The 13,523-nt window shown below is 61.4% G+C and carries 11 protein-coding genes; 7 read left to right on the top strand and 4 right to left on the bottom strand.

Annotation, left to right across the window (positions count from 1 at the left end; all coding sequences use genetic code 11):
- Window positions 1–140 precede the first annotated feature (140 nt).
- From C560_RS0115220 to C560_RS22700, 5 genes are all read left to right on the top strand, one after another.
- A complete protein-coding gene (locus tag C560_RS0115220; protein WP_231494371.1) occupies window positions 141–716 on the top strand; it encodes a YdcF family protein in 576 nt (191 codons plus the stop codon).
- A gap of 76 nt (window positions 717–792) precedes the next feature.
- Window positions 793–1,173, top strand: coding sequence for a hypothetical protein (locus tag C560_RS0115225; protein ID WP_026538843.1), 381 nt, complete (start codon window positions 793–795; stop codon window positions 1,171–1,173).
- A gap of 50 nt (window positions 1,174–1,223) precedes the next feature.
- The gene (gene wecB, locus C560_RS0115230) at window positions 1,224–2,369 is read left to right on the top strand and encodes a non-hydrolyzing UDP-N-acetylglucosamine 2-epimerase (protein ID WP_026538844.1); all 1,146 of its coding nucleotides are present in this window, start codon (window positions 1,224–1,226) and stop codon (window positions 2,367–2,369) included.
- A gap of 376 nt (window positions 2,370–2,745) precedes the next feature.
- Window positions 2,746–3,468, top strand: coding sequence for a glycoside hydrolase family protein (locus tag C560_RS22060; protein WP_051533215.1), 723 nt, complete (start codon window positions 2,746–2,748; stop codon window positions 3,466–3,468).
- Between the two features lie 262 nt (window positions 3,469–3,730).
- The gene (locus tag C560_RS22700) at window positions 3,731–4,612 is read left to right on the top strand and encodes a glycosyl hydrolase (protein ID WP_231494372.1); all 882 of its coding nucleotides are present in this window, start codon (window positions 3,731–3,733) and stop codon (window positions 4,610–4,612) included.
- A gap of 24 nt (window positions 4,613–4,636) precedes the next feature.
- Here the strand turns inward: C560_RS22700 and C560_RS22070 are convergent, their stop codons facing one another.
- The 3 genes from C560_RS22070 to C560_RS22075 form a co-directional block, all read right to left on the bottom strand.
- Window positions 4,637–6,067 carry a BNR repeat-containing protein gene (locus C560_RS22070; RefSeq protein WP_197026173.1) on the bottom strand — a complete coding sequence of 477 codons (1,431 nt, stop codon included), beginning with the start codon at window positions 6,065–6,067 and terminating at the stop codon, window positions 4,637–4,639.
- 288 nt (window positions 6,068–6,355) lie between these two features.
- The gene (locus C560_RS0115250; RefSeq protein WP_026538845.1) at window positions 6,356–7,702 is read right to left on the bottom strand and encodes a UDP-glucose dehydrogenase family protein; all 1,347 of its coding nucleotides are present in this window, start codon (window positions 7,700–7,702) and stop codon (window positions 6,356–6,358) included.
- Between the two features lie 178 nt (window positions 7,703–7,880).
- Window positions 7,881–9,203, bottom strand: a complete 1,323-nt coding sequence (locus C560_RS22075) for a BNR repeat-containing protein (protein WP_231494375.1) — start codon at window positions 9,201–9,203, stop codon at window positions 7,881–7,883.
- A gap of 385 nt (window positions 9,204–9,588) precedes the next feature.
- Between C560_RS22075 and C560_RS0115260 the strand changes: the two genes are divergently transcribed.
- Window positions 9,589–10,524 carry a hypothetical protein gene (locus C560_RS0115260; RefSeq protein ID WP_155855798.1) on the top strand — a complete coding sequence of 312 codons (936 nt, stop codon included), beginning with the start codon at window positions 9,589–9,591 and terminating at the stop codon, window positions 10,522–10,524.
- Between the two features lie 362 nt (window positions 10,525–10,886).
- Window positions 10,887–11,567: a hypothetical protein gene (locus C560_RS23390; protein WP_155855799.1), complete on the top strand. Its 681-nt coding sequence runs from the start codon at window positions 10,887–10,889 to the stop codon at window positions 11,565–11,567.
- Between the two features lie 994 nt (window positions 11,568–12,561).
- Here the strand turns inward: C560_RS23390 and C560_RS22705 are convergent.
- Complete coding sequence (locus tag C560_RS22705) at window positions 12,562–13,479, bottom strand: BNR-4 repeat-containing protein (RefSeq protein WP_051533220.1); 918 nt, start codon at window positions 13,477–13,479, stop codon at window positions 12,562–12,564.
- Between the last annotated feature and the right edge of the window lie 44 nt (window positions 13,480–13,523).

Consider the following 13,523-nt stretch of genomic DNA (forward strand, 5'->3'; position numbering starts at 1 on the left):
TAAACGGCAATCCACATCTGTCACCCCAGTAACTTTGATCTCCAAAATCACAACTGCATCACGCATTCTTTTGTGCAAGTTTTGGCGCAGCACCGGCGCACCATTTCGCCACCTGAAAACCGCGTGCCAAACTCTTAGCCGTGCCTCCTTCCGTCGCCGCGGTGAATACCGCTACCCGCAGGGTGCTCGCGGTCGCCGTCGGGGGCCTCCTGCTGTGGCTGGTCATCGCCCTTCAACTGTTCGTTAACGTGGACCCCCTCAGCGTGCACCGGACGGACGCCGTCATCATGCTCGGCGGCGCGGCTTCCGAACGCCTGCCGGTGGCGCGCCAGTTCCAGGCCGATTTCCACGTTCCGGTCCTCGTGATCTCGCACACGGACACGTTTGGCAACCGGGTGGCGGATGAGGCGTGCAATTCGGCCGTCTTCCCCAACGCGGCCGTCATCTGCTTCCGCCCCCCGGACCTGGACACCCGCGGCGAAGCACTGGCCATCTCGGGCCTGGTCAAGGCCAACGGCTGGAAGTCCGTCACCGTCGTGACGTCCAGTTATCACCTCACGCGCGCGGGGCGCCTGATCGGCCAGTGCACGACGGCGGACGTACAGATGGTTGCCTCACATCCGGACCTGGATTTGGGCCAATGGTTGCGGCGGTTTGTGATCGAAACCGGAGGACTGATCGATGCTTCCTTGCGGCCGGAATGCGCCAATCAGTGAGCGGAAATGTAACAATTGAACCTCATCCGGCTGAACTGGTCAGCCGGTCCGGGCATCTGACCCAGGCGAGGAGGACATGCTGGAACACACTCCTGACGGCCCTCCCCCGCTGGCTGCCGCGCCCCGGCACCTGCGCAGGCGCCGCATGCACGCGGAGATCGCGGACACCCTCCTGGTGCCCGGGGCGGAGCCGCTTCCGCTCAAAGAACCGCCCGCCGAAGCGCCGGCCGAGCAGGATGCCGGAACTGTGGAGGCCGGGGCACAAGACGCCCCAGAGCGGGACATTACGGGGCCAGCCGCTGAAGCGGCGGCCCAGGCCGCCGCTATCCGGGAAAAAGAAGCCCAGCAACTCATCCGGGACGCGCAGAACCGACGCAAACGGCGGGTGGCTTTCTTGGCCGTCCTCTTCGTTGTCATCGCGGTGCCGGCCATTGCGCTTGCACTTCTCTTCGGCTAGTTCCGGGCCACAGACCTTACCCACCACTCGCACACCCTTGGGGAATGACCATGCACAGCATCATGCCGATCTTCGGAACCAGGCCGGAAGCCATCAAGATGGCGCCGATCGTCAGCGCACTCCAGGAGTCTGCGCTCTTCCGCTGCATCGTGACGGTCACCGGGCAGCACCGCGAGATGCTGGACCAGGTCAACGAACTGTTCGGCATTGTTCCGGACCACGATCTCGACATCCTGCAGCCAGGGCAGTCCTTGTCGGCCATCATGACGCGGACCATCGACGGCCTGGAGACGCTCTTTGCCGGGTCGAGGCCGGACGCCGTCGTTGTCCAGGGCGATACCACCACCTCCACGGCCGCGGCCATCGCAGCGTTCTACCACGGCATCCCCGTGGTGCACGTCGAGGCCGGGCTGCGCAGCGGAGACCTGCTCTCGCCGTTTCCGGAGGAAGCCAACCGCAAGATCACGAGCCAGATCGCCCGCCTGCATCTGGCTCCCACCTCCACTAGCCGGGAAAACCTGGAAAGGGAAGGCATCAGTCCGGAGGACATCGTAGTGACCGGCAACACGGTGATTGACGCCCTCCTGGCCACGGTGGACAAACAGCTGCCCTTCACGGACCCCCGGCTGGAAGAGCTGGCCACCAGCGGCCGCCGGATCCTGTTGGTCACCACGCACCGCCGTGAAAACCAGGGCGATGCCATGCGCAACATGGGCCGGGCGCTGGCCCGGATCGCCGACGCCGAGCCGGAACTGACGATTGTTCTGCCCGCCCACAAGAACCCGGTGGTGCGCGAGGCGGTGCTGCCCGCACTGGACGGCAAAGCAAATGTGCTGGTCACTGAGCCGCTGGCCTACGGCGAGTTCACCCGCCTGCTGTCCCGGGCGCACATCGTCCTCACAGACTCCGGCGGAGTGCAGGAGGAAGCGCCCAGCCTCGGCAAACCCGTCCTGGTGATGCGGGAAAACACCGAGCGGCCCGAGGCACTGGAGGCCGGAACCGTGAAGCTGATCGGCACCGATGAAGAACGGATTGTTGCCGAGGTGAGCCACCTCCTGCACGATTCCGCGCACTTCACCGCCATGGCAAACGCCGTGAACCCCTACGGCGACGGCAAAGCCGCCGCCCGCACGGTGGCAGCCATCGAGGAACTGCTCGGCGTCGGCTATCGCACCGCGGAGTTCACCGGGGCGTAGGCACCGGCCCGCACCGGGTCCGGACCCCGAACGGCGAGTCGAATCAGGTCGGTCATTCGTGGAAGAATGAGTGTTCAGCGGGCAAGGATGCGGGTTGGCAGAATTGCGTTCTCCTACTGCAGCTCTGACTCCCTTGGATTCTGACCGGATTCCGCCACGATGCCAGGGGGTGCACATGGACCGCAGGACCTTTCTCACGCTCCCCCTCGCCGTCGGCGCCGCCGCCCTGGCGGGGTGCACTCCGGATACCGCACCAGGCCCCCGGCCGCCGGCCGCTCCGTCGACGTCGCCGAAGCCCGGTGCTCCTTTCACACCAACTCCGTCCGCGCCCATTACCCGCCGGCCCCGGCCCGGATATGCCAGCAAGGGCATCGGCATGCCCCGGTTCGACGGGTTCGGCCTCGAGGAGCTGAATTCGCTGGACTTGGACTGGTTTTACAATTGGGGACCGCGCTACCCGCCCCTCCGGCCAGCTTCGGCCCACACCGCTGAATTTGTGCCGATGATCTGGGGGCGGGGATCCTTGGAGCGGAAAGGCATTGAGCAAGTGCGCTCCGAGGTGCCGTGGACGGGGGCCAAACACCTCCTCGGCTTCAATGAGCCCGACCATGAGGGCCAGGCGGACATGTCTGCCAGCGAGGCCCTCAGGCTGTGGCCCCAGCTGGAACGTTCCGGTCTCAGGCTCGGGTCTCCGTCGCCTGTCCAGGCCCTCGGCGATTGGCTCAAGCGGTTCATGGATGGTGCCGCCGCCAAGAACCTGCGCGTGGATTTCGTCACAATGCATTCCTATGCGGGGCCCCGTGCAGACTCGTTCCTTAGTACGGTGCAGAAACTGCATGAACGCTACGGGAAACCGATTTGGATCACCGAATTCGCCGTGGCCGACTGGAAAGCCACGACGAAGTCGCCCTCCCGGTTCACGGAGAAGGAGATTCTGGCGTTCATGAGCGAGACCGTCACCGGGCTCCGGGAGATGCCCTTCGTGGAGCGCTTTGCCTGGAAAACACGGGCTCATGACGATCCCATCATGGGCGCCTCCGCCCTGTTCCGGAGCAACGGATCCCTGTCCCCCACAGGAGAGCTTTACCGGTCCCTCTAGGGCCCGTCCCCACCCAACAGCGTGGACCGCTGCAGGCTGCGCAGAAAACTGCGTATTTCCTGTGTATTACCGGGGCATTCCCGGGTATCCAACCTGCTAAGTTGACTTCAGCCACAACTGAATCAGAGACCACACAGGCCGGAGCAGTCACCTTTGTCACCTTTCGTGGCCGCTTTTGTGCGCGGAATCCGCACCGACGCACTGGCGCCTGGCCTTCCCATCTCTGCACCAGTGGTGGAGCCCCCTCATCAACTTTTCACGAATGGAACTCATGGAACGCCGTAGGTTTCTCACCATGCCCCTGGCCGCGATGGCAGCGCCGGGCGCCCTGCTCGCCGCCACCGCGGGATCCGCCCAGGCTGCCGTAGCCACGGCAGCAATCCCGACTGTCCCGGCCATCACCACTCCCGCCAACACCCTCAAAGGTTTGGGGCATGGCGGCAAGGACGCCCTGGCGCTCCAGCAGATCAATAGCCTCAAGCTGAAGTGGCACTACACGTGGGGCTCACACCCCAACGTCGCTACGGCCACGCCCTTTGTCCCTATGATCAAGAGTGCCAGGACCCTGCTGGAGCAGGATGCCATCGGCTATGTCACCCGCCAACTAGCCGAGACTAAGACCAAGCACCTCCTCGGCTTCAATGAGCCCGACCACGAGGCCCAAGCCAATATGTCCGTGGACCAGGCCATTAGCCTGTGGCCCCGACTGCAGGCAACCGGGCTACGGCTTGGGTCCCCCGCCACCACTGGGCCCGCCAGCCCCTGGCTCGCGGACTTCATGGCCAAGGCGAAGAACAAGGGACTGCGCGTTGACTTCATGACCATGCACCGCTACGCCTGGCCCAAAGCGGACGAGTTTTTGAGGAAGGTCACGGAACTGCATGAGCGGTACGGCAAGCCGATCTGGGTGACCGAGTATGCGGTGGCTGACTGGAACGCCACTTCCACCCGGCCAAGCGTTTACTCGCGGGCCCAGACGGAGGACTTCATGCGCGCCACCGTCGCCGGCCTGCGCGCCATGCCGTTCGTTGAGCGCTTTGCCTGGAAAACCCGCCCGGCCTTGGATCCCAAAATGGGCTGCTCGGCCCTTTTCCACACCAACGGGACGCTGACGACCACCGGCAAGCTCTACGCCTCGCTGTAGGGTGAGGAGCCGTGCGAACCGCGGTTAGTCGGACTTGTACTCCAAGATGAGAAGAGGTTCAGCTGGCGGAATCACTGCCCGGGGTTTGTCATTGTTCAAGGGCATTGAGCGCCATTGCAGGATATAGAGGCTCTTGCCCGCCGTCGTCGAGGCTTTGTTCGTCACAAGCTGGGGGTCGTTTCTCAACACCGGCAGTACCGGCTTGCCCACAAGTGGTGACACAGACCGCGTGTCCGATTTAACTTGCAGCGAAGTCTCGTCGAGTACTATGGTCCGCCCCTTGCCAAGGCAGCTGTAGCTGAGTTGGAGCGTGCTGTTGGCTGCCGGCTGCGCGGTCCCGGCAGAGAAGGGAAATTGAATGCTGCCGGTGCCGGTCACGGGAAACACGCCGCTCCAGCGCGTGACCTGCGCTCGATGCCACGTCCCCAGGTTGTCCGCCCGGGCGAGGAAGAGCTGATTCCCGCGCGCTGCGTCGTAGCGCGTATAGCTGATGACGGGCCGCTTGGCCCCGTCAAAGCCAAGGCGCACTATTGAGTTACTCAAACCCGAACCGACCGCTGCGGGATCGACCATCGTAGGGCTCTGCCTCGTCAAGGGGAGATTCAGGTCGGCGCCCATGGCATTTTGCCAGTGGACAAAATCCTTGGTTCTTGCATAAGACAGCGAATGGTTTGTGGCTACGTCAGGTGTGTCGCGCCACATCCACACCATATGGAAATATCCGTCCGGTCCCGCGATCGGAGCACGGGAATAGGCACTGCTTTGTCCCTGCCCGTCCAAGAGAGCCCCCGAAGTCACGAGTTGCCAGCTTCCGGTCGCTGTCACAAAGCGGTAAACATAATTACTACCGTTACCGCTGCCGCCGTTCCGGAACATGAAAAACAACTCGCCCGAGGCACTCTTCAAAAATTGCGGATAGGTGACCGCAGATTCCAATTTGGCATTAACAAGGGTGGGAACCCTGGTTAGGGTGGCCACGTTCCCGGGTGCGGACGTGATGTAATAGTTCAGATTCGAGACATGCATGTTACCGGCCACGTGCAGGTTACCCCTGGCGTCCAACTCCATGGTGACGTAGTTGTGGCTGTCCCATCCCACGCTGGTATCCAGAACCTTGGTCACCCAGGACGCAGCGCCCACCCGGCTTTTCACCACCAGCCTGCGACTGGCATCGTAGTAGGCCACGTACTGCGTGTTGCCGGCGACAAGAATGCCCTGCCCCACCGGCTGGCCCGCCCATGTCGTTCCGACCTGCGTGGTGGAGACATAACGGTACGTCTGCGGTGCGCTGGCGGCACCGGGGCCCCTCCGGTCCACGTTGCAGACAAGCCCAGAGTTTGCGGGTACGGCTGCCGATGCAACCGGAGGCTGGCCGCGCAGTTCTGCGGGGGCAGCCGGACTGCTGCACGCTACGAAAACCGCCGCTAAGGCCGCGGCGAGGCCGCTGAACATCATGCGCGAACCGTAACATGCTGACATATTGCGGCATAGGTGATTTAGCCCCATATAGAGCGCTGCCTTCGCTGATTGCCCAACAGTAAGATACTCCAACAACAGGACCTTACATACGCAACACCTCGGTCCGACTTCATCTGCTACGTGCACCTGATAGTGGAGGCTCTTCTGCCCTGCCCACACGACAGCCGCCGGGACGCAGGGCCGGGAACCGGAAGGGGTTCCAGCCTGAGCGACTGCTCAGGCTGGAACCCCTTCCTGTTGGGCGACCGGAACCGGACGGCCTGGCTAGTGGGCCGCGGCGAGGTCCAGGAGTTCGCTCTTGTGGCCAAGGGACACAATGTCCCAGCCCGCGTCAGTCCACTTTTCGTGGTCCAGGACATTGCGGCCGTCGAACATACGCTTGTGCGCCACCGAGTCCGACAGGGCCGAAGGATCTGTGTCCCGGAATTCGGGCCATTCAGTCAGCAGCATGACGAGGTCAGCGTCCGCCACCGCCGTGGCCATGGAGTCGACGTAGTTCAGGCGCGGGTACCGCTTGGCGGCGTTCGCGTTGGCGGCGGGGTCGTAGACGCTGACGTCCGCTCCGCTGTTAAACAGCCTTGCAGCAACGTCCAGGGCCGGCGAGTCGCGGACGTCGTCGCTGTTGGGCTTGAACGCGACGCCGAGCACGGCCACGCGCTTGCCTTCGAGGCTTCCCAGCAGGGTTTCGGCGACGTGCACGGCACGGTCGCGGCGGCGGAGGTTGACCTCGTCAACCTCGTTCAGGAAACGCATGGTGGTGTCCAGGCCGAGCTCGGAAACCCGTGCCTGGAGCGCCCGGATGTCCTTGGGCAGGCAGCCGCCGCCAAAGCCGATCCCGGCATTCAGGAAGCGGCGGCCGATCCGGGCGTCGAGCCCGATCGCGTCAGCCAGGGTGCGGATGTTGCCGCCCACGGTCTCGGTGACCTCGGAGAAGGCGTTGATGAAGGAGATCTTGGTGGCCAGGAAGGCGTTCGCGGCGACCTTGACCAGTTCGGCCGTTTCGAAGTCCGTCGAGATGAACGGGGTCTCGCGGCTGATGGCGTCCGCGTAGACCTCGCGCAGGGTGGCCTCCGCGGCTGCGGAGTCGGTGCCGATCACCAGGCGGTCGGGGCGGAGGGTGTCCTCCACGGCGAAGCCTTCACGCAGGAACTCGGGGTTCCAGGCGAAGTTGACCGTGACGCCGTCGCGCGCTTCTTCGGCGACAAGGCCCTTCAGGCGGCGTGCTGAGCCCACCGGAACGGTCGACTTCCCCACGATCAGCGAGTCCTTCGTGGCGGCCCGGGCAATGGCGGTCACCGAGGCGTCCACGTAGGTCATGTCCGCGGCGTGCTCGCCGGCCCGCTGCGGGGTTCCGACGGCGATGAAGTGGACGTCGCCGAAGGCGCCGGCCTCTTCAAAGGAGGTGGTGAAGCGCAGCCGGCCGGACTCGGTGTGCTTGCGCAGCAGCTCAGGCAGGCCAGGCTCGTGGATGGGCAGTTCACCCCGGCTCAGGCTGTCGATCTTCTCTTTGTCGACATCGACGCCCAGAACCTCGAAGCCGAGTTCCGCCATGCAAGCCGCATGGGTCGCGCCGAGGTATCCCGTACCGATAACGGTTAGTCGTAGTGTCACTAGTCCCCCAGTAGCAGCAGTTGATTTTCAGTGGTTGGGCGCAGACGGCGCAACCAAACGGGTCCACTATATAACGCAGGGTCGCTATCGCGGCTCCCATAAGGCCCGGAGTGACGCACAACACCCCCGATCGGGCAGAGCAGATGCAGCAGCAACAGACTCCGCCCCTCCCCCGGCGCTAACCTGTGACTGATCGGGACATTTCCACCATGACCATTGGTTGCGCGGCGGGAGCCTGGCCAGCCGGCTGTCGGTCCCGCTGTTCAGGTACCGAGCTGTGCAACATGAACCATTCAGTTCCGGAGTCTTCCGGCGCCCAGTCCCGCCCCCGCGTCATCCTGTCATACAGTCCACCGTCTCGATGGAACCGGCGGAGCGGGTTCCACGGTGATGCAGGGTGCTGTGACGTCACCGACAGCGACTCACTCAGGGCTAGAGTCTGCACCTCTTCGTCTCGGCGCACGTCGACCAGGACACCCGATGAAGTCGTGACCGGGGCGCCAATCTCGAGTTTAAAATCCAGGGAACCAATTCCGGAAAAATCCCACCGGTAGTCCCACTCAGTGAGCTGTCGCCTGGTCCAATCATCACCGTTGAATACCGCTCCCCAGATCTGCTGCGAGCCAGCATCGTCTCGCTTGTGGTAGACAGCCATCGGCCGCCCGTCGGGGAGGAATCCCAATCGAACGTTGTTATTGATGAGCCCACAGCGGGGCCCCACCGGGTCCACCACGATGCGGGCATCTTCGACAAGGGGGTGTCCAAGCGGCCGCCCACCAGCATCGTTCCAGTTCACGAGATCCGCGCTGCGCGCATAGTTGACGGTGTGCGTAGTCTCAGCATCCGGGGAGTCGCGCCAAACCCAAAGCAAGTGCCAGCCACCATCTGGCCCCAGAATAGGGGCGTTGGTGTCTATATAGGCGTTACGCTTCCCCTTACCCTCGATAAGCGGGCGATCAGACACAGACTCGTATTTCGCTGCGTCGTCATCCCAACGAAGGCAGACGAAGTCCCCGTCGCCGCTGGTTCCATCACGATAAGTAAAGAGCAGATCTCCGGCATCGTCCCGAAGGAACCTGGGGTACGTGACTTTCTGTTCCTTCTCGGCTTGCCATAAGACGGCGAGCCGGCACGTCTCCCGCGAAGGGTCGTTTAGGTCTACGATCCAGTACTGAAGAGGAGACGCATGCATGTTGCCTGCGACATGCAGCCGCCCGGACTTGTCAAAGCCCAGATCAATGTAGTTGTGACTGTCCCAGCCAACGCTTGAATCTATTTTCTGAAAGCTCCAGTCAGAGCTCGCAACGGTTCTGTGGGCAATTGTGAGGCGCCTTGAATCGTCATAGAAGGCAACGGCAAGGGTGTCGCCGTGGCGCACGAGCGTAGGCCGGATTGATACGTCAGCGACTGCCAACCCGACCTCTTCGACGGAGTCGATGGTCTGGCCCTGCCACTCGTCTCCGACGCTTACGCGCAGCTGGCGCCCATAACTTAGATTCATGTCCACGTATACAGTTCTACACGCCCGCTGCCTTCAGGCCCGGCATTGCAGCCTGCACCGCCCGAGCGAGACAGTAATATGGTGCCTGTTAGTGTCGCTCGTGAATATTGGCGTCGCTATGGCTCCGCATGGGACCGACGCCCATTCAGGCATTCCCATTTCGCCCACTCTAGGGACCTGAACGGAACGTAAGTGCAAGGAGGCACGTCGATTCGCTCAGACGCGTCCGGGATCAGGCCACGAAGGGAAATGGCGCGAGCCCCGTCCTGGCCTTCAAGCAACACCTGCCCAAAGACAACATCGCTCTAACGCCGTAGCAACCTTTACAGAATAAGGCAAGTCCGCTTGGTTCGTTTGCCTCAAGTATGAAAGTTGACAATTACCGATGATATTAGGTGGAAATATTTGGTCACCCCCTTCGGAGGAAGCCGCCAACGAATACCGCCAATTCACAGCGCAGAATCCAAGCGATAGCATTCTAAGCCTTTATTCAACGCAGAATTCCGGCGGACGCCTGGACGCCTCAGATAAAGCTGGATCAATTGCCTCAGCTATTCTGAATGCGATCGAAAGCGGCACCGGCTTCAGCCTGGTCCGTATGAGCGATGGCGAAGGCAACTGCTTGTTCAAATATGATGGATACCCTGCTCTTAAAGAATACATGCTTCGTCGCATTTCTTACATGCACTTTGGAGATGATTCAGTTGTCAATGACAATAGGGACGACTTTCTCGAGTATATGCTCACCGCAATTCAGTCGGCCGACGCCATCGGCATACCGGAAGACGGGGCAATCTTGCGGGGTTACCAAACCCCCGAGGAAGACTTGGATGTCCGCGCAGTCGTCGGGAATCGCACTGCAGCGCTAGCGGTGGCTGGGCTGCTGAAGAATGACCAGACCACGGCCTCAGCTTGGACGAATCGCCACCTACTTGGCCACTATGGAAAGATCTTCGCTGGTCAGCAACGCGTAGGCTTAATTTCAAGTTATCCGGAATTGGCTGATTTGATGCGCCAGACATTTGGGATAAGGGAAGTTGTGCAGCACCTGATTCCACGCCAAGCTGTTTTCCTGAATGCCGCCGACCGGAAAAATTCGCGTCATTATCCTGATAAGTTCGACGAGGTTGTACAAAGCATCGAGCCTGAGCCCGGTATGCCTTACCTAGTTTCCGCCGGACTGCTCGCCAAATACTACTGTCACATCATCAAGGACCGGGGGGGCGTGGCGATTGACGCGGGTTCCGTCCCTGAAATTTGGCTCGGCATTCCAAATCGCGGTCTTTCGGCCGCCTTTATTGATCGATGGAAGTTAGTCTAGGTACCGTCGTGTGGGACCTGGGGACTCCGCAGGCTCGCCGCGAAAGCGATTGGGACGTTCTTCGCCATTCTTTTCGTGTCGCTCGTGAACAAAGCCCACGGCGCATCTATGGGGAGCACGTCTCTGAACCAACCGAGGCCAGTTATCCCTAACGTTTCCGGTGGGAGTCTGCCGGTCAGTCTGATAAACGGGTTCGCTTCCGGTCTTTGGTGGTGCATGCAAAGCTGATCCGAGAACACCGAAGAGGCTCGGAGCCCGCAACATCGGACGAGCAACCAGCGGAGCCATCGCACACCGGGCAACAGCCCTAAGCCCGCTACGATAATTCGTTGGCCGAAAATTGAACTACTACTGAGGCAGACATGGAATCAAACGGAGACTGGATATATGAACACCGCGACGGTGAAGTGCTCATCGTTTCAATGGCCGATTTTGGACCGGAGACAGATGAACAGAGGGTAGTGAATGCTGGTCCGCCTACGTTCACGTTCGGCGGAACGTTGGCACACTCGCCGGCATCAGTTCTATTCCTCCGAGATCGGTCCAGACTTTGGTATCACGGCGGCGTGGTTGGCTTTTCTACCGATCTTGAGTCCACGGCCAATAGAGTTAAACAGATTGCCGGCAACAGACCGGTACTTGCCATGGGCCAATCTATGGGCGGCTACGGAGCCTTGATGCTGGGAATTCTTGGCGCCGCCACAGAGGTCCTAGCCATGTCTCCGCAGACCTTCATTGATCAAGAGAAACGGAAGAAGTTTCGAGACCCTCGATGGGGATGGGCTGTCGAGAGAATCTGGAAATCCACGGATACGCCGCAATACTTGGACTTGAGCGGCTCCCTGGCTGGCGACTTTCCGCACACTCGATTCGTGACATATTTCGGCACAGAGCACCCGGTCGACAAATTCCACGCTTCCAACATCGAGCGTTTGCCCCACTCAAGCACCATACCGCTCGGGTGCGGACACCTCACCGGTCGTCATCTTCGCGACAGCGGCGAGCTTCAAAACATTATTGATGCCTTTGCCAGTCAAACCTAAATAGCTCCTCCGAGCAGAGTAAATCGTCACTCCATAGCCTCCCCGAACGGATGACAGCGCAAGGGTCGTAAACCAGGAGCAGGGCGTGGAGCCTGTATATTTTTGACGGTGAGACAGGTTCCGTGTTGAGAAAGCTGAAAGGCTCCTCGTCCTGCTGCGATGGATGTTCTCTAGGCGATCGCTAAAATTCAGGAGCAACGAGCCTTGATTGTGCCTCATCTCCCGCGTCCAGATTCTGCCACCACCGTCTTCGACTTGCCCGACTACAGCGTCACCGGCACCGAGGTCCTCACGTTCGGGCAGCGGCGGATCCGGCCGCCTGGCTGGCCAAGGAACAGCTCAGGACACTGCTTGTCACAAATCCCTCGCCGACGTGAACGCTGCCAAAGACCGGCTGCAGTCCTGGTTTGGAAAACTGCTCAGCCGGAAGCGAACCGGCCGCATAATGGCCCAGTGATTCCATGCCACGTCCAGACCACTGGCCGGGAGCATCCTGTGCGGTCACATGAACCCGGACGGCCGCCTAAGCCTAAGACGTGCCAGCGACGGGCCTCGGGCCCGGGGAGCACCACATTCCCCGAGGCAATCGCCGCCAGCGTGCTCGGACTAACGATCATAGTGAGGACGCCGCCGTAATTGCTGACCGCCCTCTTACGGCAAGGCGCGATGAGCAGACGCATCGGATATGAGCCGTTGAGCATTGCCGCCGTGCTCGGCGCCCAGTTCGGCATGGCCCAAGAAAGGTGTTGCACGCTTCTTTCCGACGTAGGGGCTACTTGCCGGATGTAGGCGGTGTCTGCTTCGGAATTGATTGCGTACACGCGCCCGTCGGGGGTCCCGAAGATCGCAGCATGACCTATGGGGTCTGCGCCGATAACTGTATAACTAAACGTTGAACCGGTCCTCTTGTAGAGCCGGACCTGACTATCGGGCGCGGGGAATCGCACGGCGGCGTAGGCACTTCCCGCTGTATCTATGCAAGCGCCGGTGGCGCCTATTCCGCCCCTCCTGTCAACACTTTCACCGCGGCATTGGCCGCCGTAACTGGCAGCGTGACTGGGTTCCCGGTGCCGTCTAACCAGGTCCCGCCCTCATCGTTGCTGTAGATGTAACAGAGGTCGTGGCTCGACTCAAGATGGATGGTGCTGCGCCACGTCCACCACACATGCAAACGCCCGGTCGATTCGTCATGGACAACCTGCGACGGGTAGGCCGTCATATCATCCGTCCCGGGCCCCGCCCAGTCGTGACCTTTCAGAATCATGCCCACCCGCGACCACGTCTTGGTGGCGGTGGAATAGCAATTAAGCATGAGGTCACCGTCCGAGCTTGTTCCGGCGCGGTAGAAGAATAGGAGGTTCCCATCGTGCGTCTTCACAAACCGCGGGTATGTGACCTCGTCTTCATCGAGCCCAACCATCCCGGGTGCTTCCCAAGCCGTTACCTCGCCCGGAACCGCTGACCTGACATAGTTCAACGGTGTGCGATGATGATTGCCCGCAATGTGCACGTAGCCCTGGCCATCCACCATTACGGCTAAGTTGTTGTGCTCATCTGCAGGGGCAGGGGCGGAGAGCGGATTCCCGGGCAAGGTCCCCAGGCTGAAGATTTCCCAACCCGAGTATCCCTCCCTCTTCTTGGTCACGTAGGGATTCATGTCCGCACCCCAGAACACTGCGTAGATCCAGTCGCCGGGCGCTCGGACTATGGAGTACTGGTTTGCAGGCGATGCATTGATCGGGACGACATCGGTGAGCCCGATGGGGAACTGATCGAACCGCATGATCGGCGGGTCTACCGTACCTGACCGGGCGTAGGCGGGTTCCGTCGCGTTGGGGGCGTAGACGGCGGCGCCGAACGCGACAATCCCGGCAGCCGTAACGATCAGTATGGAGCGACGGTCCAATGCCATGGCTCAGTATGGCGTGGCATTATGTCTTCTGCATACAAGTGGCA

Source organism: Arthrobacter sp. 9MFCol3.1 (assembly GCF_000620385.1).
Lineage (GTDB): Bacteria > Actinomycetota > Actinomycetes > Actinomycetales > Micrococcaceae > Arthrobacter.